Origin of the sequence: Streptomyces sp. NPDC058751, from assembly GCF_042746485.1 — a bacterium.
Classification (GTDB): Bacteria; Actinomycetota; Actinomycetes; order Streptomycetales; family Streptomycetaceae; genus Streptomyces.
Window position 1 is genome coordinate 147428 of sequence record NZ_JBHYPZ010000003.1, and the last position, 25399, is coordinate 172826.

Here is a 25399-nt window from a genome sequence, read left to right on the forward strand (position 1 = left end):
AGTTGCCACTGATGTGAACCGACGAGGTCGGGTGCGCTGATCTGCGGAGAAGCATCGCAGCTCGTACCAAGGCGGTACGTAGGCGTACGTACGCCCCGGCGCGTAGACGACATCCGCGCCCCGGGACGCCTGTGACCGGCGGATGCGCAAGAGGTGTTTCGGCCGCCCTGCCGTACCGCTCAGTAGGCACGGGCGACGACGGCGACGTTACCGGGTGCGTCGTCGGCGTCGGGCACCGACCCGTCCTCGGCCACCAGACACCGTACGGTCACCGCGTGCTCGGCGAGCCCGGCCTCGCCCTCCTCGCCGAGGTCCGCCCAGGGGATGCGCGCCCAGCCGCCGGCCGCGGCGGCCTCCACGGCCTCCCCGACCGTCGACACGTCCGACGTACGGGACTCGCGGCGCTCGCGGGACTGCCGCAGGAGCAGCGCCTGGTCCTCCTCCAGGACGGCGGGGAGCAGGGCCGCCAGCGCGTCGAGGGCCACCGGCTCCTTGCCCCCGGGGATGCGGCGGACGAGCATCGCCGTGCCGTTCTCCAGGTCACGGGGGCCGACCTCGACGCGTACGGGGACGCCCTTGAGTTCCCAGTCGACGGCGCGGCGCCCGAAGGGGATGTCCGTGCGGTCGTCGACCTGGACCCTCGTGCCCGCCGCCGTCAGCCGGTCGCCGATCTCGCGGACCTTGGCCAGAACGGCCTCGTCCCCCTTGATCGCGAGGACGACCACCTGTACCGGGGCCAGCCGGGGCGGCACCCGCAACCCGCTGTCATCACCGTGCGACATGATCAGGCCACCCACCATGCGGGTCGAGGCCCCCCAGGAGGTCTGCCAGACGAGCTCCCGCTCCCCCTCCTTCGACAGGTACCGGGTGTCGAACGCCTTCGCGAAGTTCTGCCCCAGCTCGTGGCTGGTGCCCATCTGGAGCGCCTTGCCGTCGCCCATCATCCCTTCGAGGGTGAGGGTGTTGACGGCGCCCGCGAACCGCTCGGCCGCCGTCTTCCGGCCGAGGACGACATCGATGCCGAGGACGTTCACCATGAAGTCGGCGTACACCTCCGTGTGGATGCGCGCGGCGTAGTCCCGGGCCTCCTCGTAGGTGGCGTGCGCGGTGTGGCCCTCCTGCCAGAGGAATTCGGTCGTCCTCAGGAACACCCTGGGGCGCATCTCCCAACGGACCACGTTCGCCCACTGGTTGATCAGCAGCGGCAGGTCGCGGTAGCTCTGCACCCACTTGGAGAAGTACTCGTTGACGATCGTCTCGGAGGTGGGGCGGACGACGACCGGCTCCTCCAGCTCCTTGCCGCCGCCGTGCGTGACGACCGCGAGCTCGGGCGCGAAGCCCTCGACGTGCTCCGCCTCCCGGGTCAGGTACGACTGCGGGATGAACAGCGGGAAGTAGGCGTTCCGGGCACCCGCCCCCTTGATGCGGGCGTCCATCTCCTGCTGCATCCGCTCCCACAGCCCGTACCCGTACGGACGGATGACCATGGTGCCGCGCACGGGTCCGTTGTCGGCGAGCTCGGCCTTGTTGATCAAGTCCTGGTACCAGCGCGGGAAATCGTCGGCCCTGGGCGTGAGAACGGCTGCCTTTGCCATGCGGGTGATGGTACGGGCCCACGTTGCCGGTATGTGAATTCTCGGGCCTTTCGCGTCCTGGGCACAAACAGGTCCCCGCGCCCCCTGGACGGCACGTCGAGGGCGGAGTTACCTGACATACGGGGGGAGTACGGGCCTCGTGCGCGGGGGCGGAGGAAAGGGGGCCCGGCGGCAACTCTCGGCGGATTGGGGCACTTTCTATGACACCTACGCTCGTGCGGCAGCACCTTCCTCATGCGGGCCCACCGCCCCGCCCGGACCGGGACGCACGCGCGCGTGACTGGGCCGAGATCCAGGAGCGGATGCTGGTGCCGCTCTACGAGGCCGTCCACGAGCGGCTCGAAGTGGGCCGCGGGACACGGCTGCTCGGGCTCGGCTGCGGGTCCGGGCTCGCTCTGCTGATGGCCGCCGCCCGCGGCGCCGTGGTCACGGGTGTCGACTCCTCGTCACCCGAACGGCTGACCCTCGCGCGGGAACGCCTGCTGCCGCGGGAGACGGACACGGGCCCGCGCGCCGAGGCCCGGATCGTGTCCGGGTCCCCCCGGGACACGGTGGTGGAGGACGCGCCGGCGTACGACCTGGTGACCGCGTTCGAGCCGATCGGGTGCGTGGCCGGCGACTCCGAGGGACTCGGTTCGCAGCTCGCGGAGGCGGCACCGCTGGCCGGGCGGGGAGCGCCGGTGGTGCTGGTCGGGTGGGGGCCGCCGGAACGGTGCGCCACCTCGGCCGTGCTGCGGGTGGCCACCAAGCTGGCCGATCCCCTGCGCGGCGCGGCGAGCTGGCGTGCCGCGCGCCGGGACGACCTGGAGGAGGTCGCCCAGCGGGCCGGGCTGCGGCCGGACGGGTCGGGGCGGGTGGCCTGCCCGTTCGGCTACGCCGATGTGGACAGCGCCGTACGCGGGCTGCTCTCCACGGGGCTGTTCGACGCCGCGGTCGAGGCCACCGACCAGGACCAGGTCGACAAGGAGGTGGCCGAGGCGCTGCATCCTCATCTGCGGCGGGACGGGACCGTCTGGATGCCGAACGTGTTCCGGTATCTGATCGCCCGTACGCCCTGAGGCCGGTGGGGGGCGGGGCCGTGCCGGTGCATCAGCCCGTCGCCGTCGGGTGAGGCGTGGGCGTCGGTGGCGACGGGCATCGGTGTACCGGCACGGCCCCTCGCGCCGGGTCCCGGCCGCGGGAGTGTGGTGGCTTGGGTGCGTTGGCTTGGGTGCGGTCCGGGCGCCGGGGTCACACCTCCTTGGCGATCCGGGTCACCCCGGCGATCCGGTACGCCTCGGCCTCCTCCAGCGTCTCGTTCGTGAGGAGCGCCTCCGCCAGGGCGTCGAGCTGTCCCCGGTGGTCACGGAGCTTCTGGCAGGCCTCCTCGTAGCACTCGTCGACGATGCGGCGCATCTCGTGGTCGATCGAGTCGAGGGTGCCCGGGGCCGCCGCGAGGCCGTATGCCTGCTGGGAGTCGCCCGGCAGCGCGGACAGCCGGCCGACGCGTTCGCTCATGCCCCAGCGGGCCACCATGCCGCGGACGATGTTCGTGACCTGCTCCAGGTCGTTCTCCGAACCCGTGGTGATGACGTCGTAGACGACGTGCTCGGCGGCCATGCCGCCGAGGGCGCCGATGATCCGGCCGCGCAGATACCCCTCGGTGTACGCGTACCGGTCCGCGTCCGGCGTCGAGAGGGTGACGCCGAGGGCGCGGCCGCGCGGGACGATGGTGATCTTGCGGACCGGGTCGGCGCCGGGCCGCAGCATCCCGAGGAGGGCGTGGCCGCTCTCGTGGTACGCGGTGCGGCGGCGTTCCTCGTAGGGCATGACCAGGGAGCGTTCGGCGCCGAGCTGGACCTTCTCGAGCGCTTCGGAGAGGTCGCTCTGGGTCACCTCGGACTGCTTGCGCTTGACGGCGAGGAGGGCCGCCTCGTTGGCGAGGTTGGCGAGGTCCGCGCCGGTCATGCCCGGGGTCGTACGGGCCACCTGGGCGAGGTCCACGTCGGAGGCCAGCGGGATCTCGCGGGTGTGGATCTCCAGGATCGACTCGCGGCCGCCGCGGTCGGGGGGCGAGACGTTGACGACCCGGTCGAAGCGGCCGGGGCGGGTGAGCGCCGGGTCCAGGATGTCCGCGCGGTTGGTGGCGGCGATGACGATGACGCCCTCCGAGCCGGAGAAGCCGTCCATCTCGGTGAGGATCTGGTTGAGCGTCTGCTCGCGCTCGTCGTGGCCGCCCATGGCGGAGCCGCCCGACCGTGACCGGCCGATGGTGTCGATCTCGTCGATGAAGATGATGGACGGGGCCACCTTGCGGGCCTCGGCGAACAGTTCGCGCACGCGCGAGGCGCCGACGCCCACGATCATCTCGATGAACTCGGAGGCGGAGGCGGAGAAGAACGGGACACCCGCCTCGCCCGCGACAGCCCGCGCGAGCAGGGTCTTCCCCGTGCCGGGCGGACCCGCGAGCAGCACACCGCCCGGCATCTTCGCGCCCATCCTGCGGTACGCGTCGGGGTTCTTGAGGAAGTCCACGACGTCGTTGAGCTCGCCTGCCACCTCGTCGATGCCGGCCACGTCCGAGAACGTGGTGCGCTTGCCGCCGGGCACGAGTTCGACCGGTTTCGGGGGCGCCTTCCGGCCGAGCATGCCGCCCGCGCCGCCCATGCCGGAACCCATGCGCCGGGCGATGAAGATCCACAGGACGACGAGCAGGATCATCGGGGCGAGCGAGATCAGCAGGTTGAACAGGAAGCTGCGCTCCTGGACCACCGGCGAGGCGGTCACCGTGACGTCGTGCTTCTGGAGGTCGTCCCACAGCTTGTCGTCGGCGAAGACCGGCCGCTGGGTCTTGAACTTGGTGTACTTCCCGTCGCCGTCGGGTTTCTCCTGGGAGTTCTTGAGCTGTCCCTGGATCGCGTCGCCCTTGGCGTAGATCTTGGTGACGTTGCCGTCGTCGACCTGTCGGCTGAACTCCGTGTACGAGATCGTCGGTTCGTTGCCCTTGTTGTAGAAGGACAGCACCAGGTTGGCGATCAGGAACACGATGAGCGCGGCCAGCACCAGGCTCCACCAGCCGCCGGGAAGCTTCCGTCGGCCGCCCGACGGCGGTGTCGGCTCCGGTGGCGTGCCCTCGCTACGCCACGGCTGGTCCGGTGCCTTGCGCGGCGGCACGGGATTGCTCATAAGTGGACGTTACGACAGATGGCGGACACCGGCACCCGCGATCATGACGCCGGGGGCGCCCCTCGCGGTGAGGAGCGCCCCCGGCGGGCGTCACGACGGCCCTCCCGTACGGGCGGGAGGCCGGTCCGGCGGTGTCAGCCCATGAACTTCTTGAACTCGTCCGGCAGCTCGAAGTTGTCCTGGGCGCTCTGCTGCGGGAGGCCGAAGGCGTTGCCGCCCTGCGCGCCGGCCTCGCGGCGCGCGGCCTCCTCTTCCTCCTGCTGCTTGCGCTTCATCGGGTTGCCGGAACGCTGCTTGCCCTTGGCCGGCTTCGCCTTCTTCTTGGCGCGGCCGGGGCCGCCGCCCATGCCCGGCATCCCCGGCATGCCCGGCATCCCGCCGCCCTGGGCCATGCGGGACATCATCTTGCGGGCCTCGAAGAAGCGCTCGACCAGGCCCTTGACCGCGCTGACCTCGACGCCGGAACCCTTGGCGATACGGGCGCGGCGCGAGCCGTTGATGATCGTCGGGTCCTGGCGCTCGCCCGGGGTCATCGACTTGATGATGGCGCCGACACGGTCGACGTCCCGCTCGTCCAGGTTGTTGATCTGGTCCTTGATCTGGCCCATGCCCGGGAGCATGCCGAGCAGCTTGCTGATGCTGCCCATCTTCCGGACCTGCTCCATCTGGGCCAGGAAGTCGTCCAGGGTGAAGTCCTGGCCCTTCTTGGACGCCAGCTTGGAGGCCATCTTCTCGGCCTCTTCCTGGCTGAACGTCTTCTCCGCCTGCTCGATCAGGGTGAGGAGGTCACCCATGTCGAGGATGCGGGAGGCCATCCGGTCAGGGTGGAAGGCGTCGAAGTCGTCGAGCTTCTCGCCGTTCGAGGCGAACATGATCGGCTTGCCGGTGATCTGCCGGATCGACAGGGCGGCGCCACCGCGGGCGTCACCGTCGAGCTTGGAGAGCACCACGCCGTCGAAGCCGACGCCGTCGCGGAAGGACTCGGCGGTGTTGACCGCGTCCTGGCCGATCATCGCGTCGACGACGAAGAGGATCTCGTCGGGGCTGACGGCGTCGCGGATGTCCGCGGCCTGCTGCATCAGCTCCTGGTCGATGCCGAGGCGGCCGGCGGTGTCCACGATCACGATGTCGTGGACCTTGGCCTTCGCGAACTCGATGGAGTCCTCGGCCACCTTGACCGGGTCGCCGACGCCGTTGCCCGGCTCGGGGGCGTAGACGGCGACGCCCGCGCGCTCGGCGACGACGCTGAGCTGGTTCACCGCGTTCGGCCGCTGGAGGTCGGCGGCGACGAGGATCGGGGAGTGGCCCTGGTCCTTGAGCCACTTGCCGAGCTTTCCGGCGAGCGTGGTCTTGCCCGCGCCCTGGAGGCCGGCGAGCATGATCACGGTGGGCGGGTTCTTGGCGAACCGGAGACGGCGGGTCTCACCGCCGAGGATCGTGACGAGTTCGTCGTTCACGATCTTCAGGACCTGCTGGGCGGGGTTCAGGGCCCTGGAGACCTCGCTCCCCATCGCCCGTTCCTTGACGTTCTTGATGAACGTGCGGACGACGGGCAGGGCGACGTCGGCTTCGAGGAGCGCGATGCGGATCTCGCGGGCCGTGGCGTCGATGTCCGCCTCACTGAGGCGCCCCTTGCCGCGGAGGTTTTTGAACGTCGCGCCGAGGCGGTCGGAGAGGGTATCGAACACGGTGGCTTCGGTCCTCGGAGTCGGGGTCGTTTCGGGCTGCCCTCCAGGGTATCTGTCCGCGCAAGCGATTCGTCCCCGCACACCGCATTCGACGGGCGGGGACGGGGTCCGCGGCGGCGGGAACGGCGCTCCGCGGCCCCTGCCGGGCCGTGTCGGGCGGCCGGACGGCCTTGGAAAACGGGCCCGGGCGTCGCCGGGCGGGCGGGACTTCGCGGACATGCCCTGGGGCCCGTCCGGCAATTCCCGCCCGCCCGGCGGCGCCCGGCACACCACGGGGTCGCGGAGGTCACACGCCCGCCGGCCGCGCCGGGCGAACGGTGCCGACGTCCGCGGGGTCAGGCCCGCAGCGCCCCCTCCACCGCCCGCGCCACCGAGGCCGCCTCCTCCCCCGGCAGGGGCTCCCCCTTCGCGCCCGTCACGTAGAAGGCGTCCACGGCGTTCGCGCCGAGCGTGGAGACGTGCATGCTCCGCACCCGCACCCGCGCCGTCTCCAGGGCCCGCCCGATGCGGTGCAGCAGGCCGGGGGCGTCGTGGGCGCGGACCTCGATGACCGTGGCCAGGCGGGACGCCGCGGGCGCGACGGTCACCCGGGCGGGGGGCGCGACGACTCCCCTGCGGCGCGGGTAGGCGGCGTCGCGCTCGGCGAGGCGGGCGGCGATGTCGAGGGAGCCGTCGAGGGCGCGTACGAGGTCGGCGCGCAGCCGGGCGGCCTGCGGCAGGGAGCCGTACTCGGCGGCGACGCGCCAGTCGAGCAGCAGCACCGAGCCCTCGACGCCGTCGGGCAGGTCCAGGGCGCGCAGTCCGGCGGTGCGGACGGTCAGCCGGTGCATGGCGAGGACTCCGGCCACCGAGGGGAGCACGCCGGGCTGGTCGGGGACGGCGATGAGGAGTTCCACGCCGAGCGGTTCCGGGTCCTCCTGGGCGGCGGCGGGTTCGGCGTCCGGGTCGAGCGGTTCCGTCTGCGCGCGCAGGGCCAGGACGGGCCCGCCCGTGCGGCAGGCCTCGATCGCGAGGCGCTCCATCTCGGCGGTCGGCGCGCCGGGCTCGGGTTCCTCGGGCGCGTCCCCGGAGAACACGGCCGAGACCCGTTTGACGAGGTCGGCGACGAGGGAGCCGCGCCAGGAGGACCAGGCGGCGGGCCCGGTGGCCAGCGCGTCCGCCTCGGTGAGCGCGTGCAGCAGTTCCAGGGTGCCCTGGGAGCCGACGGCCTCGGCGACCGAGCGGACGGTGGCCGGGTCCTCCAGGTCACGCCGGGTCGCCGTGTCGACGAGGAGGAGGTGGTGGCGTACGAGGGTGGCGAGCACCGTCGCGTCCGCGCGGTCGAAGCCGATGCGGGCGGCCACGTCACGGGCGATGATCTCGCCGGCGACGGAGTGGTCGCCCGGCCAGCCCTTGCCGATGTCGTGGAGCAGGGCGGCGACGAGGAGGAGGTCGGGGCGGCCGACGCGGCGGGTCAGTTCGGAGGCGCGGACGGCCGTCTCGATGAGGTGGCGGTCGACGGTCCAGATGTGGACGGCGTTGCGCTGGGGCCGGCAGCGCACCCGCTCCCAGTCGGGCAGCAGCCGGGTGACGAGTCCTTCGGCCTCCAGCGCCTCCCAGACCTCGATGGTCGGGCGGCCCGAGCCGAGGAGGGTGACGAGCTGTTCGCGTGCCTCGGCGGGCCAGGGGGTGGGGAGGGGTCGTACGGCGGCGGCCATCCGGCGTACGGCGTGCAGGGACAGCGGGAGGTCCGCCTGCGCGGCGGCCGCCGCGGCGCGCAGCGGGAGCACGGGGTCGCGCTCGGGCCGGGCGGCGCGGGCGAGCACGACCTCGCCGTCCTGCTCGACCACGCCCTCGGCGAGCGGGGACCGTTCGGCGACGGGCTTGCCGCCGCCCAGCATGGCGCGCAGCCGCGGGCGTACGGCTCGCGAGCGCAGGACGCGGCCCACTTCGCGCCAGGTGACGTCACTGGCGTACGACACGACGCGCGCGGCCTCGTACACCTGGCGCAGCAGGGTGTCGGCGTCGAGGAGCCCGAGTTCCGCGGCGACCTGGTCCTGTTCCTGGAGGGCGAGGCGGTCGGTGGCGCGGCCGGTGGCCAGGTGCAGGGCGTCGCGGACGTCGAGGAGCCGGCGGCGGGCGTCGGCGAGGCCCTCGCGGGGCGCGTCGGCGAGCCAGGAGGCGGCGACGGCGCGCAGGGCGGTGGCGTCGCGCAGTCCGCCGCGCGCTTCCTTCAGGTCGGGTTCGAGGAGGTACTGGAGTTCGCCCTGGCGTTCGGCGCGTTCCGCGCACAGCTCCTGGAGTTCAGGCAGCCGCCTGGGTGCCTGGTTGCGCCAGTCGGCGAGGACGGCCGTGCGCAGTCCGGCGGTGAGGCCGAGGTCGCCGGCGACGTGGCGGGCGTCGAGGAGGCCGAGCTGGACCTTGAGGTCGTCGGCGGCGGTCTTGCGGGCCTCGACGGGGGTGCGGACCGAGTGGTCGAGGTCGAGGCCGAGGTCCCACACGGGGTACCAGACGCGGTCGGCGAGGGCGGCGACGGCGCCGGGGTCGGTGCCGTCGTGCAGGAGGAGCAGGTCCAGGTCGCTGCGGGGGGAGAGCTCGCCGCGGCCGTAGCCGCCGACGGCGATCAGGGAGACCCCGCGCAGGCCCTGGGCTCCGGCGGTGAACAGGCCGCTCAGCCAGTCGTCCGTCAGTTCGGCGAGGGCGGAACGGCGCGGCGGCCCGGACCGCGCCCCCTCCTGGAGGAGGCGCAGCCGGGCCGCCGCGTAGCCGCTGGGTCCCGAGTCCTCTGCTTCCACTCGCGTGTCCGTGCTCGTCACCCAGCGACTCCTGTCTTTCCTGTTCGTGCGGGCAGGCCCCGTCAGAGGGCGTCGGGGCCGCGCTCACCGGTGCGGACCCGGACGGCCGTGTCGACCGGGACGGACCACACCTTGCCGTCACCGATCTTGCCGGTACGGGCCGCCTTGACGACGACGTCGACGAGCTGTTCGGCGTCGTCGTCCTCGACCAGCACCTCGATGCGGATCTTGGGAACGAGGTCGACCGTGTACTCGGCGCCGCGGTACACCTCGGTGTGTCCCCGCTGCCGACCGTAGCCGCTCGCCTCGGTGACCGTCAGTCCGTGGACTCCGAACGCCTGCAGTGCCTCTTTGATCTCGTCGAGCCGGTGGGGCTTCACGACGGCGGTGATGAGCTTCATGCGTCCACCTTCTTGGCGTCCGTGTCGGCCGGGGCGGGCACGGCGGTACGGGCGGCGCCGCCACCGGCGCCACTGAAGTCGTATGCGGTCTCGGCGTGTTCGGCCTGGTCGATGCCGGCGATCTCCTCGTCCTCGGTGACCCGCATGCCGAGGGTCTTGTCGATGACGAAGGCGAGGATCGCGGAGACGACCAGGGAGTAGCCGAGGACGGCGAAGACGCCGGCGCACTGCTTCCAGAACTGGGTGAGGCCGCCGCCGTAGAAGAGGCCCTCGACCGTGGACTGGCCCTTGCCGCTGGCGAAGAAGCCGATCAGCAGGGAGCCGATGACACCGCCGACGAGGTGGACGCCGACGACGTCCAGGGAGTCGTCGTAGTTGAACCTGTACTTCAGGCCGACGGCCATGGCGCACAGGACACCGGCGATGGCGCCGACCGCGATGGCGCCGAGCGGGGAGACCGCGCCGCCGGACGGGGTGATGGCGACCAGACCGGCGACCGCGCCGGAGGCGGCGCCCAGCGTGGTGAACGCGCCGTGGCGGATCTTCTCGTAGAGGAGCCAGGCCAGCATGGCGGCCGCGGTGGCGATCTGGGTGTTGACGAACATCAGCGCGCCGACGCCGTCGTCGTTGCCGAGCCACGAGCCGGCGTTGAATCCGAACCAGCCGAACCACAGCAGACCGGAGCCGAGCATCACCAGCGGGAGGCTGTGCGGGCGCATCGGGTCCTTCTTGAAGCCGACGCGCCTGCCGATGACCAGGATCACGCCGAGCGCCGCGGCGCCCGCGTTGATGTGGACGGCCGTACCGCCGGCAAAGTCGATCACACCGAGCTCGAAGGCCCAGCCACCCGCGCCCCACACCCAGTGGGCGACGGGGAAGTAGACGACGGTGGCCCACAGGGTGATGAACAGCGACCAGGCCGTGAACTTGACGCGGTCCGCGAGGGCACCGCTTATCAGGGCGGGCGTGATGATCGCGAACATCAGCTGGAAGACCATGAAGACGAAGACCGGGATGGTGTACCCGTCCCACAGCTCCGTCAGACCGATGTCGCTGAGACCGACCCAGCCGGAGGTCCAGCCGATGAGCGATCCCTTGTCCGTGCCGAAGGCGAGGGAGAAGCCGTACAGCACCCACAGGATGGTGACGATCCCCATGCTGATGAAGCTCATCATCAGCATGTTGAGCGTGCTCTTGACGCGGACCATGCCTCCGTAGAAGAAGGCGAGGCCCGGCGTCATGATCAGCACCAGGGCGGAACAGATGAGCATGAACCCTGTGTTGGCGGCAGACAGTTTGTCTGCGGCAAGGGTGATGGCTGGTGCCATCGGCGTCTCCTCGTCGTTGGTACGGCCCCGTGCGGGCGAAGCCTGAGTGGGTCGTGAGGGGTGGGCCGGTTATGCGCCATGAGATTGACGCAGCGCGGTTTCCGTGGACGCCCCTCGATGTTTCGCACCAGTGACGAAGGCGCTCCGCGTGTTACACGTTCATGAACTGCCTGATTGCGGTCGAAGCGATCGTTATCGTGACGCAATCTCCTGCGGAGTGCGCACGGCGCTCTTGGCGAGTAAGGACGCGCCGCCGTGCGGGGCGGTCCCGCGACGGCCTGCCGCGTCCGCGCGGGCCGCACGGGCCGGAACCGCATACAGCGGAACCGGCCGCGTCCGGCCGTCCGATGACCTGGCATGGGGGAGCCGAGTCGGGCAGTTCGGGACGGTCGGCCGCGGCCGGAGTACTGGGCGGGGCCGCCTCGGCGGCCGGGTGTCAGACCGCCTCTGCGGTCTCGGGCAGGTCGACGGCGAGCTGGTCGGTGAGGTCGATGACCTCGGCGAGGTCCCCGAAGTCGCGGACCGCGGTGTCGACCGTCTTTCGGATACGAGTGTTGACGCGCTCGGAGCGCACCTTCCTGCCGATTCGCAGGGCCTCCCTGGCCAGGACCGCACCCTGCTCGGGCTCGCGCTGCAGCAGGTGCACGGTGGCCATGCCGATGAGGTTGAGCGCGTACGACCGCTGGTGCTCGGGGTCCTTGCCGAAGCGGTCGACCGCCTCCCGCATCAGGGGTTCGGCCATGGAGGCGTACGTGGGGCTGCGCCCGGCGACATAGGCGAGGTCGCGGTAGGAGTGCGAGTTCTCGCCGTACAGCTCGGCCCGGGAGAAGAAGCGGATCCAGTCGGGGTCCGGATCGTCCCACTCGTCCACGTCGGCGAAGGTGTCCTCGGCCATGCGGACGGCCCGCTTGCACTTTCCGGGCTGGCCCATGTTGGCGTAGGCGCGGGCCTCCATCGCATACAGCATCGACTGGGTGCGCGGGCTCGCGCAGTCACGGCTGCCGTACTGGGCGAGGTGGATCAGTTCCAGCGCGTCCTCGGGCCGCCCGAGGTGGATCATCTGACGGCTCATGCTGGAGAGGATGTACGAGCCGAGCGGCTTGTCGCCCGCCTCCTTCGAGGCGTGCAGGGCGAGCACGAAGTACTTCTGCGCGGTGGGCTGGAGGCCCACGTCGTAGCTCATCCAGCCCGCCAGCTCGGCCAGTTCGGCGGCGACCTTGAACAGACGCCTCTCGGTGGCCGCGGGCTGCGGCTCCTGGAGGAGGTCCGTCACCTCGTGCAGCTGGCCGACGACGGCCTTGCGGCGCAGTCCGCCGCCGCACTGCGCGTCCCACTGACGGAACATCACGGTGGTGGACTCCAGCAGGTCCAGCTCCGGCTGGGAGAGCCTGCCGCCGCGGCGCGCCGAGCCCGGCGGTTCGGGGGCCTCGTACGGGGCCGGCGGCGTGGGGACGAGCCAGCGCTGCATGGGCTCGATGAGGGCGGGGCCCGCGGAGAGCCCCAGCGAACTGCCGAGGAAGCCGCGCCGGGCCAGCATCAGGTCGCTGCGCGAGTACTCGCTGATCAGCGCGACGGTCTGGGGGCCGGTCCACGGGAGGTCGATGCCGGACACGGAGGGCGCCTGGTGGGGGGCGCGCAGACCGAGGTCCTCGACGGCGACGACACAGCCGAACCGCTCGGAGAACAGCTCCGACAGGATGCGCGGGATCGGCTCGCGCGGGTTCTCCCCGTCCAGCCAGCGGCGCACCCGCGAGGTGTCCGTCGAGATGTGGTTGGCCCCCAACTGGCGGGCCCTGCGGTTCACCTGGCGCGCCAGCTCGCCCTTCGACCAGCCGCTGCGCACGAACCACGAGCCGAGCATGTCGTTGGGGCGCTTGTCAGCGTTCGTCCCGCCTCCGCCGTTGCCGCCCACTGGAACGCCCCCACTCCCCGAGACCACTTGTCGCCGCTCTGCGCCAAGCCCTATCAGAATGCCCGTAAACGCGGCCGCGTGTCCGGTAGTTCACACCCTTCGAACGGGAACCCGGCTTGCCCTTGGCATACTCACGAGTAAACAAAACCCCAGGACTCGTGCACACAAAGTAATCCTACGATCACGCGTCCAGCCATGGCGATCCGCGAAACGCCACCATTCGCCACCCCTTCGAATGAACCCCATTCACCCCTCTCGCGCTTCACTTGACGCAGGACGACCAGGGGTGGGCGGAGAAGCGCACTCCAGGGCGCACGGAGCCGAGCGCGCCACCCCCTGTGCGACAAGGCGCCGTCTGGGACGCGTCATACCGGGCAGGCAGGAACAGAGGGTGACAATCCGGTTCCGTCACGTAACCGCGGGCGCACCGGACCCGTTGGAGGGGGCATGGGCTTCACGATCGGCAGTAGTCGGGCGATGCGCGACATCCGGACCGGTGCTCGTCGCCGCGGCCGTTCGTCGGAGGGCACCGCCGTCGCCACGTTCACCGGACTGTGGGGATGGGACGTGGTCCCGGGCGCACGGGCCGCCGCGGGGGCGTGCTCGTGCGGCCGGGCCGACTGCCCGGCACCGGGCGCGCACCCCCTGGACTTCGCCCCGACGATCCCCGCGGGCACCACCCTGGACGAGGCGACCGGCATCTGGGCTGGCTTCCCGGGCGCCGCGGTGATGCTGCCGGTCGGCCGGGCCTTCGACGTGATCGAGGTGGCCGAGGCGGCGGGGCGCCGCGCGCTCGTCCGGCTGGAGCGCATGGGCCTGCCGCTCGGTCCCGTGACGGCCACGGCGGACGGCCGCGCCCACTTCTTCGTCTCCCCCGGCTCCGCGGCCGAACTCCCCGAGCTGCTCTACCGCATGGGCTGGGACGACGCTTCCCTCGACCTGCACGGACTGGGCCCGGGCACGTTCATCACCGCCCCGCCCTCCGACCGCGCGGGACTCGGCCCGGTCCGCTGGCTGCGCTCCCCCGCCCTCGACTCCGTCACGAAGCCGCCCCCGGCCAGGCTCCTGCTGGGCACCCTCGCCCACGTGACACACCGCTCGCGGGCCTGACCCGCCGGAGCGGTCCGTACAGGACGAAGCGCCCGTCCCCCGGCAGTGCCGCGGGGCGGGCGCTTCTTCGGTCACCTACGCGTTCGCGCGGGTGGTCACTCTCCGATAAGGGCGTCAACGAACGCCTCCGGCTCGAACGGCGCCAGGTCGTCCGCGCCCTCGCCGAGCCCGACCAGCTTGACCGGGACGCCCAGCTCACGCTGCACCGCGATGACGATGCCGCCCTTCGCCGTGCCGTCCAGCTTGGTCAGCACGATGCCGGTGATCTCGACGACCTCGGCGAACACGCGCGCCTGCACGAGGCCGTTCTGCCCGGTGGTCGCGTCGAGGACGAGCAGCACCTCGTCGAGCGGCGCGTGCTTCTCCACGACGCGCTTGACCTTGCCGAGCTCGTCCATGAGGCCGGTCTTGGTGTGGAGACGGCCCGCGGTGTCGATGAGGACCACGTCGACCCCCATCTCCTTGCCCTCCTTCACCGCGTCGAAGGCGACGGAGGCGGGGTCGCCCGCCTCCGGCCCGCGCACGGTGTGGGCGCCGACGCGCTCGCCCCAGGTCTGGAGCTGGTCGGCGGCGGCGGCGCGGAAGGTGTCGGCGGCGCCGAGCACGACCGTGCGGCCGTCGGCCACGAGCACACGGGCGAGCTTGCCGGTGGTGGTGGTCTTGCCGGTGCCGTTGACGCCGACGACCATCACGATGCCCGGCTTGCGGCCCTCGGGCTCGGTCCTCACCGCACGGTCGACGTCGGTGCCGACCAGCTTGAGCAGCTCCTCGCGGAGCAGGCCGCGCAGCTCCGCCGGGGTACGGGTGCCGAGCACCTTCACTCGCCCGCGCAGGCTGTCGACCAGTTCCTGGGTGGGCTGCACACCGACGTCGGCGACGAGCAGCGTGTCCTCGATCTCCTCCCAGGTCTCGTCGTCGAGGTGCTCGCGCGACAGCAGCGTGAGCAGCCCCTTGCCGAGCGCGTTCTGCGAACGGGAGAGCCGGGTGCGCAGCCGCACCAGACGCCCGGCGGTCGGTGCCGGGATCTCGATCTGGGGGGCGGCCGGGGGCTCCTCGACGACGACCGACGGGGCGGCCGAGCCGTCGGGGAGATCCACCTCCTCCAAGGTGCGGCGCGGTTCGTCGTGCGGCGCCTCGGCCTCGTCGCCCACGTGCGGTTCGGCCGGCGGGGCGGTGATGTCGGGGGCGGCGGGGGGCGGCGGGGGCAGCTGCTTCCGCTTGCGACTGCCGACGACGAGCCCACCGAGCGCGACGATCACCACCACGGCGATGACTACAGCAAGGATGATGGTTTCCATAACAAGCCCAGTATGCGTGACCTATCCCTCGGCCAGCCGTTGTCCGCGCGGGGGCCGTGCGCCCTCGCGGGCCGGGCTGGTCCGCCGCTCGGCCACGCGTCGACGGGAAGCCTTCGGGGCGGAGTCACAACCTCCTCAGTATCGGCGGCACACCGGCTGCTCCGGTATCACGAGGTAGGTCAGGGGTGCGCGCAGCGTACCCAGGGTGCGTCACGGTCCATACCGTGGGCCGTGACACACCCTCGCCCGCGACATCACGACATGACCGCCCGCAGGCAGACCCGCCGGCTCCGCGACTATGGCAACCTGACGCCCCGTCAGCTACCGTCCCCCTCCACACACGAAGGGGGGCTCCCCATGCCCGTGACGGTCGTGCGCTTCAACCTCGTCGAACCCGACGCCACCCCCGCCTCGCTCGGGGCCCGCTACCGGGCCGCCGTCGAGATGGCCACGTACGCCGACGACCGCGGGATCACCACGGTGCAGACCGAGGAACACCACGGGGTCGCGAACAACTGGCTGCCCTCGCCCTTCGCCTTCGCGGGCGCGGTCTTCGGGGCGACCCGGCGGATCGCCGTCACCGTCTCGGCGGTCATCGGCCCGCTGCACGACCCGCTGCGGCTCGCCGAGGACGTCGCGGTGCTCGACCTGCTCAGCGGCGGCCGCCTGGTGACCGTGGCCGGCATCGGCTACCGGCCCGAGGAGTACGCGCAGTTCGACGTCGACTGGAAGCGGCGCGGCAAGCTCCAGGACGAGCTCCTGGAGACGGTGCTGAAGGCCTGGACCGGCGAGGAGTTCACCTACCGGGGCCGTAGGGTACGGGTCACCCCGCGTCCGTTCTCGGACCCGCACCCGCTGCTGCTGGTGGGCGGCTCCTCCAGGGCGGCGGCCCGGCGCGCGGCCCGGCTCGGGCTGCCGTTCTTCCCGAGCGCGCACCTGCCGGAGCTGGAGTCCTACTACAAGGAGCGGCTCGTCGAGTACGGCACCGAGGGCTGGACCATGATGCCCGGTGCCGAGACCCCGCTGCTGCACGTCGCCGAGGACCCGGACCGGGCCTGGGCCGAGTACGGCCGCCACTTCCTGCACGAGGCCCGGACGTACGCCTCCTGGCAGTCCGGCGAGATCCGCTCGGCGGTGAGGTCGGCGGCCACGACGGTGGAGGAGCTGCGCGCCGAGGGCGTCTACCGCGTCCTCACGCCCGACCAGTGCGTGGGCCTGGGCCTCGACAGCCTCGTCCTGCACCCGCTCTCCGGCGGGATGCCCGTCGACGAGGGCTGGCGCAGCCTGCGTCTGTTCTGCGAGAGCGTGCTGCCCCGGCTCGCGTGACCCGGGGGTCCGGGCCGGGACGGCACGCTTCCTCACGAGTACGGGGAGAGGGGCAGCGGGGACTTGGCCCCTCCCCCCGGGTCGGGACGGCCACCGGCGGCCGCGGGAAGCCGCCGGTGACACGGACGTCAGCCCATCTCCTCCAGGGCCTTGCCCTTCGTCTCCTTGACGAACTTCAGGACGAAGGGGATGGAGAGCACGGCGAAGCACGTGTAGATGACGTAGGTGGCCGAGAGGTTCCAGTCGGACAGCGACGGGAAGCTCGCGGTGATGGCCCAGTTGGCGATCCACTGCGCGGAGGCGGCGACGCCGAGCGCGGCGGCGCGGATCCGGTTCGGGAACATCTCGCCGAGGAAGACCCAGACCACGACACCCCAGGAGAGGGCGAAGAAGAGGACGAAGACGTGGGCGGCGATCAGGGCGACCCAGCCCTGGGTGGCCGGCAGCTTGCCGTCGACCAGGTCGTAGGAGAAGGCCCAAGCTTCCAGGCCGAGACCGATGGCCATGCCCACCGAGCCGATGAGGGCGAGCGGCTTACGGCCGATGCGGTCCACGAAGATCATGGCGATCACGGTGCCGATGATGTTGATGATCGACGTGGTGAACGAGTAGAAGAACGAGTCCGACGGGTCGACACCGACCGACTGCCACAGCGTCGCGGAGTAGTAGAAGGCGACGTTGATGCCGACGAACTGCTGGAAGGCCGAGAGGCCGATACCGATCCAGACGATCGGCAGGAAGAGGAAGCCGCCGCCGAGCAGGTCCTTGAAGGTCGACTTGTGCTCGCCCCTCATGGCCGTCTCGATCTCGTTCATGCGGGCTTCCAGGTCGATCTTGTCGCCCTCGACCTCCTTGAGCACCTCACGGGCGCGGTCCCTGCGGCCCACCTCGAGCAGGAAGCGCGGCGACTCGGGGATGACGAAGGAGAGCAGACCGTAGAGGACGGCCGGGACGACCATGACGCCGAGCATGACCTGCCAGGCCTCCACACCGAGGAGCTGACCTCGCTGGTCACCGTCGGCGGCGTTCAGGATGGCCCAGTTGACGAGCTGCGAGATGGCGATGCCGACGACGATCGCGGCCTGCTGGAACGAGCCGAGCCGTCCGCGGTACGCGGGCGGGGAGACCTCGGCGATGTAGGCGGGGCCGATGACGGAGGCCATGCCGATGGCGAATCCGCCGATGATGCGCCAGAAGGCGAGGTCCCACAGCGCGAAGGGCAGCGCCGAACCGATGGCGCTGACGGTGAACAGGACCGCGGAGATCTGCATGCAGCGGATGCGTCCGATGCGGTCGGCCATACGGCCGGCGGTCGCGGCGCCGACGGCACAGCCGATCAGCGCGATGGCGATGACCTGGGCCAGGGCCGCGGAGCCGATGTCGTAGCGGTCCCGGATCCCCTCGACGGCACCGTTGATCACGGCACTGTCGTAGCCGAACAGGAAGCCGCCCATCGCGGCCGCCGCCGCGATGAAGATGACGTGCCCGAGATGCTCGGGATGGGACGTCCTGCCTTCTGACATGGGTACCTGCGATCCGCCGGTCACATAAGACTCCTCGGGCCACCGGCCTCGCCCCCCGGGGTGGGGACGAAGGCCTTCGCTGGTGGTTACCAGTGGCGCACAGGTTCACCCGGGACACCACCTGAAGGGAAAAACGACGTCGGAGAGAATATTCCTTCAAGCTTCGAAGTCAAACCCGGGGCAGAAGTGGACTCCAGACGAACCATCGGCCCACTTGTGTTCAATAGTTGAACATCAAGTGCCCGGACGGTTCGGCGAAGGCCCCGTGGCACACCCGGCTACCCCTCGTCCCGCCGTGGAAACCGGCCGTGTTCGCGTTGCCCGCGGCGGGCCGGGCGACGAGGATCCGGTCCATGCAGCGGACCACGGTCGTCAACCTCAAGGGGCACCGCGACGATCCCGCGTACGCCGACGTGGTGTACGTGGGCCGCGCCATGCACCGGGGCGGCTGGCACCTGTCCGGCTCCCCGCTGGCGAGCCCGTTCCGCCCCGGCCACGACGGCACCCGGGAGGAGGTCGTCGAGATGTACCGCGCCTACCTGCTGGCGCGCCCGGAGCTGCTGGCCCGGCTGCCCGCCCTGCGCGGCCACCGGCTCGGCTGCTGGTGCGTCCCCGAGCGCTGCCACGCCGAGGTGCTCGCCGAACTCGCCGACGAGGGCGTGGGCGAGGACCTTCCGGGGCCGGACGGATCGTGAGACCTTCCGGGGCCGGACGGATCGTGAGACCTTCCGGGGCCGGACGGGTCGTGAGACCTTCCGGGGCCGGACGGGTCGTGAGGATCAGCGCAGGCGCTGGCTGATGACCTTCGAGACGCCGTCGCCCTGCATGGAGACGCCGTACAGCGCGTCGGCGACCTCCATCGTGCGCTTCTGGTGCGTGATCACGATGAGCTGGGACGCCTCCTGAAGCTCCTGCATGATCCTGATCAGCCGCTGGAGGTTGGTGTCGTCCAGCGCCGCCTCGACCTCGTCCATCACGTAGAACGGACTGGGGCGCGCCTTGAAGATCGACACGAGGAGCGCGACGGCGGTCAGCGAACGCTCGCCGCCGGAGAGCAGGCTGAGCCGCTTGACCTTCTTGCCCGGCGGCCTGGCCTCCACGTCGACACCGGTGGTGAGCATGTTGTCGGGGTCGGTCAGGACGAGCCGCCCTTCCCCGCCCGGGAACAGCCGGCTGAAGACGCCCTCGAACTCCCGGGCCGTGTCCCGGTACGCCTCGGTGAAGACCTGCTCGACGCGCTCGTCGACCTCCTTCACCACCTGGAGAAGGTCGGCGCGCGTCTTCTTGAGGTCCTCCAGCTGCTCGCTGAGGAACTTGTGGCGCTCCTCCAGCGCGGCGAACTCCTCCAGGGCCAGCGGATTGACCTTGCCGAGCTGCTGGTACGCCCGTTCGGCCGACTTGAGCCGCTTCTCCTGCTCGGCACGGTGGAACGGCCGGGGCCGGTTGCGCGGGTGCTCGGGGTCCTCGGGCAGTTCCTCGCCCTCGGCGGGCAGCGACGGCGGTACGAGCTGGTCGGGACCGTAGTCGGCGACCAGTCCCGCCGGCTCGACGCCGAGCTCGTCCAGCGCCTTCGCCTCCAGCTGCTCGATGCGCATCCGCTTCTCGGCGCCGAGCACCTCGCCCCGGTGCACCGAGTCGGTGAGCTTGTCGAGCTCCGCCTTGAGGTCTCGGCCCCGGCCCCGCGCGGTCACGAGCTCCTGCTCACGGCGGGCCTTCGCGGCGTCGGCGGCGGTGCGCTCCTCCTCGGCGCGGGCGAGCGAGACCTCGACGTGCGCGAGGAGCTGCCGGGCGCCGGAGGCGACGGCCCCGGCGACGGCGGCCTCGTGGCGGAGCCGGGCGCGCCGCTGCTCGGCACGCGCGCGTGCCTCGCGTTCGGCGCGGGCCGCGCGGTCCAGCGAGTCGGCCCGTCCGGCGAGTCCCTTGACCCGCTCCTCGTGCGTCCGCACCTGGAGCCGGGCCTCCATCTCCGTCTGCCGCGCGTTGGCGCCGTCCGCGGCGAGCCGGTCACGGACCGAGGTGTCGGGTTCCTCCTCGACCGGCATCTCCTCGGCCACGGCGAGCCGTTCGGCCAGCTCCTCCGCCTCCGCCACGGCCCGGTCGAGGGCTTCCTGCGCGCGGACGGCCGCGGCGGTGCTCCGCTCCGCCTCGCCCGCCGCGCCGCGCGCCTGCCCGGCCAGCCGTCCCAGCTGCTGCGCGACGGACGACTTCTGCCGCTCGGCGGCCCGCCGCCGCTCCCCCAGCTCCTCGACGAGCGTGGCCCGTTCCCCCCGCCGCCCGGTCGCCTGCCGCTGCGCCTCGGCCAACTCCTCGCAGCGCACGGCCAGTTCCTCCAGCTCGGCCGTCGCCTCGTCCACGGACGCCTGCACTTCGAGCAGACTGGGCGCCCCGGCGGACCCTCCGTGCGCGAAGTGCGCCCCGAGCAGGTCGCCCTCGGCGGTCACCGCCGTGAGGCCGGGCCGCGCGGAGACCAGGTCCTCGGCCTCCTCCAGGGTGCCGACGACGACGATCCCGCGCAGCAGCCGTCGTACGGCGGGCATCAGCTCGGCGGGCCCCCGGACGAGACCGGCGGCGTACGGCGGCGCGTCGCCGTCGGGGGGTACGTGCGTGGAGGCGCCGTCCGCCGGTCCGGCACCGGCGTGGGCCTCGGCGCCGGGCTCCTCGGGTGCTCCGGCGAGCAGCAGTGCCGCGCGGCCCGCGTCCTGCTTGCGCAGCAGACGGATGGCCTCGGCGGCGGAGGCGGGGCCGGTGACCGCGACGGCGTCGGCGGCCGCGCCGAACGCGGCGGCGAGCGCGACCTCGGAGCCGGGGGTGACCGACAGCAGTCCGGCGGCCGGACCGAGCACCCCGGCGAGCCGGTCCGTGACGCCGAGCAGCGCTCCCGTGCCGTCCTTGCGGCGCAGGCCGAGGGCGAGGGCGTCCCGGCGGGCCCGGGTGGCGGCCCGCTCGCGTTCGGCGGCGCCGGCGGCCTCGCGGGCGGCGCTCAGCGCCCCCTCCGCGTCGGACAGGGCGCGCCGGGCCGCCTCGTGCCGTTCGGCGAGGTCGGCGTCGTCCGCGTCGAGGCCGTCGACCTCGGCCTTGAGCTGCTCGTACTCCTCCTGTGCCGTGACCGCGCGCTCCTGGGCCTCGTCGCGGGCGGCGGCGAGGCGGTCGATCTCGGCCTGCGCGGAGGCGGCGCGCGAGCGGGCGGCGTGGACCTGGCCGCCCAGGCGGGCGAGGCCCTCGCGGCGGTCGGCGATGGCGCGGGCCACGTCCTTGAGACGGCGTTCCTCGGCGGTCAGCTCGCGCTCCAGCTCGGCGCGGTGCGCGACGGTGTCCTCCAGGGCCCGTTCGGCCGCCTCCAGGGCCGCTTCGAGCTCGGCCTCCTGTTCGCGCACCCGGACGGCCTCGCGCTCCATGTCCTCGGGGTCGCGTCCGCGCCGTTCCTCGGCGGGCACCGAGGTGGCGCTCTTGACGCGCGCGTCGGCCAGCGAGACCGTGCCGCGCACCCGCTCCGCGAGCTGGGAGAGCTCGTACCAGGTCTGCTGGGCGCGCTGGAGGCGCGGTGTCAGCTGCCGCACCTCGTCCTCCAGCAGGGCTTCCCGCTGGAGCGCCTTCCTGAGCTCGGCCTCGGTGGTCTCCTTGCGCTGCTTGAGCGCGGCCTCGTCGGCGATCTCGGACTGGAGGGCGCCCCGCAGCCGTACGAGGTCGTCGGCGAGGAGGCGCAGCCGGGCGTCGCGCAGGTCGGCCTGGATGACGGCGGCGCGGCGGGCCACGGCGGCCTGCCGGCCGAGCGGCTTGAGCTGGCGCCGCAGTTCGTCGGTGAGGTCCTGCACGCGCGCGAGGTTGGCCTGCATCGCGTCCAGCTTCCGCAGCGCCTTCTCCTTGCGCTTGCGGTGCTTGAGGACGCCCGCCGCCTCCTCGATGAAGGCGCGGCGGCCCATCGGGTCGGCGTGCAGGACGGAGTCGAGCTGCCCCTGTCCGACGATGACGTGCATCTCGCGGCCGATGCCGGAGTCGGACAGCAGTTCCTGGATGTCGAGCAGCCGGCAGGTGTCTCCGTTGATCTGGTATTCGCTGCCGCCGTTGCGGAACATGATCCGCGTGATGGTGACCTCGGCGTACTCGATGGGCAGCGCGCCGTCGGAGTTGTCGATGGTCAGGGAGACCTCGGCACGGCCGAGCGGCGGACGCCCGGTGGTACCGGCGAAGATGACGTCCTCCATCTTGCCGCCGCGCAGCGACTTGGCCCCCTGCTCGCCCATGACCCAGCTCAGCGCGTCCACGACGTTGGACTTGCCCGAGCCGTTGGGGCCCACGACGCAGGTGATGCCCGGTTCGAACCGCAGTGTGGTCGCGGAGGCGAACGACTTGAACCCTCGCAGGGTCAGGGCCTTGAGGTGCACGCCGCCGGACTCTACCTTTCGAGCCGGTCTCACTCCATGAACACGCGGTTTCACCCATGAACGCGCAGGGCAGACCAGACGTTAAAGAGGGGGGAAGGTTGCTCGGGGAAAGCTTCGGAGAAAGAAAGAAGGGACGCCGGACGGCGTCCCTTGCAAATCTGACAACGTAGCGGTTGATTCGGGCCGCCCAACCACTGCTGTCATGGTGCAGTGCAGTGATCAGGTGAGCGCAGGCTCCGCCTGGGGTACGTCGATGCTCTCGAGAAGCGAGTCGTGAGAAGCGGCAGCCGCGAGCGCGTCGTTCTCGGCCTGGATCCGTACGAGCTCGGATTCGAGGTCCTGGACGCGCTGCTGGAGCCGTCGCATCTCGGCGATGAGCCGCGGGTCGGAACCGCCGACGTAACCGAGAAGCGCCTTTGCCATGATGGATGGTCCTCCACACTGAGTGACCGACCGAAGCGGTGTGGGTCGTGAGGGATCGCACCCGCGATGCTTGACACTGCTGATGTCCTGCTGCCGTTCCACATGCCAAACAGCTAAGGTGCGCGGGGCTTTCAGCGTCTCACCAAAAAGTTTGACGGTCAACACGATCACGCCCTGCATCGGCGGGCAACCCTCTGTCGCGCGGCTTCTGAAGCGGCGGCGCTGCGACTCCGGTGGGGCCCTCAGGGCGTCGGGATCATCGTTATCTCGGGAGCCTGCCACTTCGAGCCGTTCTTGGCAACCACCAGGGGGTTTCCACTACTGACGGGTGCCGGAGGCATACTCCACGCCACCTCCCGGGGGCCGTGGGGGACGTCCCCGTCAGCGGATGGCGAAGCCGTCGTAGACCCCCCGGGGCGTGTCCCAGATCTCAGTGACTCCGTCCACCCGACCGGGCGTGTCGTCCCCCTGGAGCCAGTCGAGCAGGCTCTGGCAGCCGGCCCGGGGGCCCTCCGCGACCACCTGGACGCGTCCGTCGTCGAGATTGAGAGCAAAACCACTCAGCTCCCCGATCTCCAGGGCCCGGGCCCGGGTAAACCAGCGGAAACCCACACCTTGGACGCGCCCGCGGACCCAGACGACCAGTCGTGAAACCTCGTTCATGGCTGCACGCTAACCGGACAATGTCTCCTGGAGCACATCCTCCCCTTGCGCCATGCGGTACCGTCCCGACCCAATGAGTCTCATTAGAAACTCACTCTTTAGGGTGAGGTTCGCGTGAGGATCGCTGACTCAAGACCGAGGAAGGCCCAAGAGATGGGACGCCACCGACGCTCCGACGCCGGCCGCGCCGCCACAGGGCGCGCCACCGGAGTCACCGAAACGAGCGGGATCAGCGCGGAGAGTTACGGCCCGGAGAACCTGTACGGCTACGCGGCCGTCGCCGATCTCCCGTCGGCCTCCGCCGCCCGCTCGCACCGCAAGCGGAAGGGCCCGAGCCCGGTCAAGACCGGACTGCTCGGCGTCTCGGCGGCCATGGCCATCGGTACCGTGGCCGTCGCGGCCGGCGTCGTGCCCGGCGCCGAGAACTACGCGCTCGGCGGTGGCAGCACCAATTCCGACAGCGTCCAGGCGGCGAGCCAGCCCTCCAGCGTGGCGACCCAGCAGGGCGGCACATCGGGCAGCGCGGACGACCGCGAGGACACGTCGACGAGCCGCGGCTCCGGCCGCGCCGAGACTCCCTCGACCTCCGCCCCCTCGGCCTCCGCGCCGCCGTCGGCCGCTCCGGCCACGACCGAGCCGTCGGAGAAGCAGAACAACGGCAAGGGCAACGCCAACGGCAACGGCAACGGCAACGGGGCCGCCAAGGAGGAGAAGACGAAGGAGCCCAAGGCTCCCGAGGCTTCCACGCCCTCCAAGAACGAGACCAAGGCCCCGGTCGCCAAGACCCCGGCGGACGTGTCCGCGGTGGCCGCCGCCGAGGCCGAGGTGCTCAAGCTCGTCAACGACGAGCGCGCCAAGGTCGGCTGCAGCCCGGTGGCCGCGAACAGCGCCCTGACGGACCTGGCCCAGGTCTTCAGCGAGGACATGGCGGCCCGGGACTTCTTCGACCACACCGACCCGACCGGGCTCAGCCCCTGGGACCGTGCGGCGAAGGCCGGGATAACCAGCCTCGGCGGCGAGAACATAGCCCGCGGCCAGGCCGACGCGGCGGCCGTGATGGAAGCCTGGATGAACAGCCCCGGCCACAAGGCCAACATACTGAACTGCGACTTCAAGACCCTCGGCGTCGGAGTCCACTTCGCCGAGGGCGGTCCCTGGTGGACGCAGGACTTCGGCTACTGAGACAGCCGCGCATCGCATGGCCGACCCGCTCGGGGGGTCGGCCATGCGGCGTTTCCGGGGCCGGGCCGGGCCCGGCCGGGCGCCCGTACGGGGAGCTAACCGTGAGTTAGCGCAACCTGCCGGAGGGCGCTGTGGCTGAGTATGCTGGCGGTATGGAATCGTCCGCGCCGATCACGGAGCGCGCCGGGAGCGGCGAGGGCGCCGTGAGCTCCGGCGGCAAGGACCTCGCGTACGACGTGTTCGCCCGCGGCTGTCCGTCCCGGGGCACCCTGGAGCACGTCACCGGCCGCTGGGGCTCCCTCACGCTCGGAGCGCTGCACGACGGCACGTTCCGGTTCAACGAGCTGCGCCGCCGGGTGGACGGCGTCAGCGAGAAGATGCTCTCGCAGACCCTGCACGCGCTGGAGCGCGACGGTCTGGTGCACCGGGACGCGCGGCCCACGAACCCGCCGCGCGTCGACTACACCCTCACCCCCCTGGGCCGCGAGGTCGCCGAGCGCCTGCTCGCCCTCATCGGCTTCGTCGAAGGGCGCATGGACGACGTCCTGGAGGCCCGCGGGCGCTACGACGAGGCCCGCGGGGCCCGGCAGGACGCATAGGGCGTACCGCGGGGCCCGGGGTGCCGGGGG

18 protein-coding genes are annotated in these 25399 nt (G+C 71.7%); 6 read left to right on the forward strand and 12 right to left on the reverse strand.

Features of this window, described 5'->3' with window-relative positions:
- Positions 1–179: 179 nt before the first annotated feature.
- Entirely contained in the window at positions 180–1595 is a 1416-nt protein-coding gene (gene proS / locus ACFW6B_RS04450) for a proline--tRNA ligase (RefSeq protein WP_386591886.1), read from the reverse strand.
- Positions 1596–1795: 200 nt separating this feature from the next.
- Between proS and ACFW6B_RS04455 the strand changes: the two genes are divergently transcribed.
- Complete coding sequence (locus ACFW6B_RS04455) at positions 1796–2653, forward strand: methyltransferase domain-containing protein (protein ID WP_386591888.1); 858 nt, start codon at positions 1796–1798, stop codon at positions 2651–2653.
- A gap of 172 nt (positions 2654–2825) precedes the next feature.
- Here the strand turns inward: ACFW6B_RS04455 and ftsH are convergent, their stop codons facing one another.
- From ftsH to ACFW6B_RS04485, 6 genes are all read right to left on the reverse strand, one after another.
- On the reverse strand, positions 2826–4760 hold the full coding sequence (gene ftsH / locus ACFW6B_RS04460) for an ATP-dependent zinc metalloprotease FtsH (protein ID WP_386591890.1): 1935 nt from the start codon (positions 4758–4760) through the stop codon (positions 2826–2828).
- 134 nt (positions 4761–4894) lie between these two features.
- Entirely contained in the window at positions 4895–6448 is a 1554-nt protein-coding gene (gene ffh, locus ACFW6B_RS04465) for a signal recognition particle protein (RefSeq protein WP_386591892.1), read from the reverse strand.
- 335 nt (positions 6449–6783) lie between these two features.
- Positions 6784–9243 (reverse strand): [protein-PII] uridylyltransferase, encoded by a 2460-nt coding sequence (locus tag ACFW6B_RS04470; protein ID WP_386591894.1) that lies wholly within the window; start codon positions 9241–9243, stop codon positions 6784–6786.
- Positions 9244–9284: 41 nt separating this feature from the next.
- The gene (locus ACFW6B_RS04475; RefSeq protein WP_037625082.1) at positions 9285–9623 is read right to left on the reverse strand and encodes a P-II family nitrogen regulator; all 339 of its coding nucleotides are present in this window, start codon (positions 9621–9623) and stop codon (positions 9285–9287) included.
- Positions 9620–10951, reverse strand: a complete 1332-nt coding sequence (locus ACFW6B_RS04480) for an ammonium transporter (RefSeq protein ID WP_386591897.1) — start codon at positions 10949–10951, stop codon at positions 9620–9622. The genes ACFW6B_RS04475 and ACFW6B_RS04480 overlap by 4 nt, the downstream gene beginning before the upstream one ends.
- 436 nt (positions 10952–11387) lie before the next feature.
- The gene (locus tag ACFW6B_RS04485) at positions 11388–12863 is read right to left on the reverse strand and encodes a hypothetical protein (RefSeq protein ID WP_386591899.1); all 1476 of its coding nucleotides are present in this window, start codon (positions 12861–12863) and stop codon (positions 11388–11390) included.
- A 447-nt stretch (positions 12864–13310) separates the two neighbouring features.
- Here ACFW6B_RS04485 and ACFW6B_RS04490 point away from each other — a divergent pair, with 447 nt between their 5' ends.
- Positions 13311–13973, forward strand: coding sequence for a bifunctional DNA primase/polymerase (locus ACFW6B_RS04490; protein ID WP_386591901.1), 663 nt, complete (start codon positions 13311–13313; stop codon positions 13971–13973).
- Positions 13974–14068: 95 nt separating this feature from the next.
- On the opposite strand, the gene ftsY is transcribed toward ACFW6B_RS04490, so the two are convergent.
- Complete coding sequence (gene ftsY / locus ACFW6B_RS04495; RefSeq protein WP_386591903.1) at positions 14069–15271, reverse strand: signal recognition particle-docking protein FtsY; 1203 nt, start codon at positions 15269–15271, stop codon at positions 14069–14071.
- 357 nt (positions 15272–15628) lie between these two features.
- On the opposite strand from ftsY, the gene ACFW6B_RS04500 reads away from it, so the two are divergent.
- Positions 15629–16597: an LLM class flavin-dependent oxidoreductase gene (locus ACFW6B_RS04500; protein WP_386591905.1), complete on the forward strand. Its 969-nt coding sequence runs from the start codon at positions 15629–15631 to the stop codon at positions 16595–16597.
- Between the two features lie 128 nt (positions 16598–16725).
- Here ACFW6B_RS04500 and ACFW6B_RS04505 read toward each other — a convergent pair whose 3' ends face one another.
- Positions 16726–18120, reverse strand: a complete 1395-nt coding sequence (locus ACFW6B_RS04505) for a sugar porter family MFS transporter (protein WP_386591907.1) — start codon at positions 18118–18120, stop codon at positions 16726–16728.
- A 353-nt stretch (positions 18121–18473) separates the two neighbouring features.
- On the opposite strand from ACFW6B_RS04505, the gene ACFW6B_RS04510 reads away from it, so the two are divergent.
- Positions 18474–18815, forward strand: coding sequence for a DUF4326 domain-containing protein (locus tag ACFW6B_RS04510; RefSeq protein ID WP_386591908.1), 342 nt, complete (start codon positions 18474–18476; stop codon positions 18813–18815).
- A gap of 84 nt (positions 18816–18899) precedes the next feature.
- Here the strand turns inward: ACFW6B_RS04510 and smc are convergent, their stop codons facing one another.
- The 3 genes from smc to ACFW6B_RS04525 all read right to left on the reverse strand — a co-directional run bounded on the left by smc (position 18900) and on the right by ACFW6B_RS04525 (position 23588).
- Entirely contained in the window at positions 18900–22502 is a 3603-nt protein-coding gene (smc, locus tag ACFW6B_RS04515; RefSeq protein WP_386591910.1) for a chromosome segregation protein SMC, read from the reverse strand.
- Between the two features lie 219 nt (positions 22503–22721).
- The gene (locus tag ACFW6B_RS04520; RefSeq protein ID WP_028802434.1) at positions 22722–22925 is read right to left on the reverse strand and encodes a hypothetical protein; all 204 of its coding nucleotides are present in this window, start codon (positions 22923–22925) and stop codon (positions 22722–22724) included.
- A 381-nt stretch (positions 22926–23306) separates the two neighbouring features.
- The gene (locus tag ACFW6B_RS04525; protein WP_386591912.1) at positions 23307–23588 is read right to left on the reverse strand and encodes an acylphosphatase; all 282 of its coding nucleotides are present in this window, start codon (positions 23586–23588) and stop codon (positions 23307–23309) included.
- A 153-nt stretch (positions 23589–23741) separates the two neighbouring features.
- Between ACFW6B_RS04525 and ACFW6B_RS04530 the strand changes: the two genes are divergently transcribed.
- Positions 23742–24770 carry a CAP domain-containing protein gene (locus ACFW6B_RS04530; protein WP_386591915.1) on the forward strand — a complete coding sequence of 343 codons (1029 nt, stop codon included), beginning with the start codon at positions 23742–23744 and terminating at the stop codon, positions 24768–24770.
- A 152-nt stretch (positions 24771–24922) separates the two neighbouring features.
- Complete coding sequence (locus ACFW6B_RS04535) at positions 24923–25369, forward strand: winged helix-turn-helix transcriptional regulator (RefSeq protein WP_386591917.1); 447 nt, start codon at positions 24923–24925, stop codon at positions 25367–25369.
- Positions 25370–25399: the final 30 nt, after the last annotated feature.

Bases quoted from the DNA above. Each gene is read 5' to 3' on its own strand.
- ACFW6B_RS04535 (WP_386591917.1), top strand. From the start codon at position 24,923: ATGGAATCGTCCGCGCCGATCACGGAGCGCGCCGGGAGCGGCGAGGGC.
- ACFW6B_RS04480 (WP_386591897.1), bottom strand. From the start codon at position 10,951: ATGGCACCAGCCATCACCCTTGCCGCAGACAAACTGTCTGCCGCCAAC.
- ftsY (WP_386591903.1), bottom strand. From the start codon at position 15,271: ATGGAAACCATCATCCTTGCTGTAGTCATCGCCGTGGTGGTGATCGTC.
- ACFW6B_RS04500 (WP_386591905.1), top strand. From the start codon at position 15,629: ATGCCCGTGACGGTCGTGCGCTTCAACCTCGTCGAACCCGACGCCACC.
- ACFW6B_RS04475 (WP_037625082.1), bottom strand. From the start codon at position 9,623: ATGAAGCTCATCACCGCCGTCGTGAAGCCCCACCGGCTCGACGAGATC.
- ACFW6B_RS04490 (WP_386591901.1), top strand. From the start codon at position 13,311: ATGGGCTTCACGATCGGCAGTAGTCGGGCGATGCGCGACATCCGGACC.
- ACFW6B_RS04455 (WP_386591888.1), top strand. From the start codon at position 1,796: ATGACACCTACGCTCGTGCGGCAGCACCTTCCTCATGCGGGCCCACCG.
- ACFW6B_RS04505 (WP_386591907.1), bottom strand. From the start codon at position 18,120: ATGTCAGAAGGCAGGACGTCCCATCCCGAGCATCTCGGGCACGTCATC.
- ACFW6B_RS04520 (WP_028802434.1), bottom strand. From the start codon at position 22,925: ATGGCAAAGGCGCTTCTCGGTTACGTCGGCGGTTCCGACCCGCGGCTC.
- ACFW6B_RS04530 (WP_386591915.1), top strand. From the start codon at position 23,742: ATGGGACGCCACCGACGCTCCGACGCCGGCCGCGCCGCCACAGGGCGC.
- ftsH (WP_386591890.1), bottom strand. From the start codon at position 4,760: ATGAGCAATCCCGTGCCGCCGCGCAAGGCACCGGACCAGCCGTGGCGT.
- proS (WP_386591886.1), bottom strand. From the start codon at position 1,595: ATGGCAAAGGCAGCCGTTCTCACGCCCAGGGCCGACGATTTCCCGCGC.
- ACFW6B_RS04510 (WP_386591908.1), top strand. From the start codon at position 18,474: ATGCAGCGGACCACGGTCGTCAACCTCAAGGGGCACCGCGACGATCCC.
- ACFW6B_RS04525 (WP_386591912.1), bottom strand. From the start codon at position 23,588: ATGAACGAGGTTTCACGACTGGTCGTCTGGGTCCGCGGGCGCGTCCAA.